Here is a 481-nt window from a genome sequence, read left to right as displayed (position 1 = left end):
AACTCGGCCACAGTCAAGCTGCGCGGTGGCGCCATCTTCTGGAGGATGGCTTCCTTACGTTCCGGTGAATAATGGGGCATGGTTGTCCTCTGAAATCATCAGGCGACAACTACCTTGACGCATAGGGTATGAGTCGTAATATTATTTCCAGTTTTCCTGTGCTTTCTGAATGTTTTGATAGTGAATCCAGCTTTCTGTCATTTTTAGAGTTTTGTAGCGATGGGCTTGAAATAAAGAAAACCCTTAATCCTGAAATAGATTTAAATTTGGTGGGGGAGCTATTCGCTGGAAAAGGTGCTCCGCTGAGCAAAACAGATATAATGGATTTCTTGGACGCAAAGATTTCTTCTGATTTTAATCTTGAGCTTGTTATTGAGTTTCTTGTTGGCAGGAACAAGCTTTTTTATGGAGATGGTGGCTTTTTCCCGCAAGGGTTGAGGAAGTTGGATGCTGCTGCATGCGTTCTGGCTAATAATCCTAA

General features: G+C 43.0%; 1 protein-coding gene. It reads left to right on the top strand.

The annotated features are described in order from the left end of the window. Window positions 1-128 precede the first annotated feature (128 nt). The coding region (locus F3089_RS15780) for a hypothetical protein (RefSeq protein ID WP_151441734.1) at window positions 129-481 on the top strand (353 nt) is incomplete at its 3' end.

The sequence above is a fragment of the Halospina sp. K52047b genome (assembly GCF_008709855.1).
Lineage (GTDB): Bacteria > Pseudomonadota > Gammaproteobacteria > Pseudomonadales > Oleiphilaceae > Halospina > Halospina utahensis_B.
This window is presented reverse-complemented; position numbering and strand designations above follow the sequence as displayed.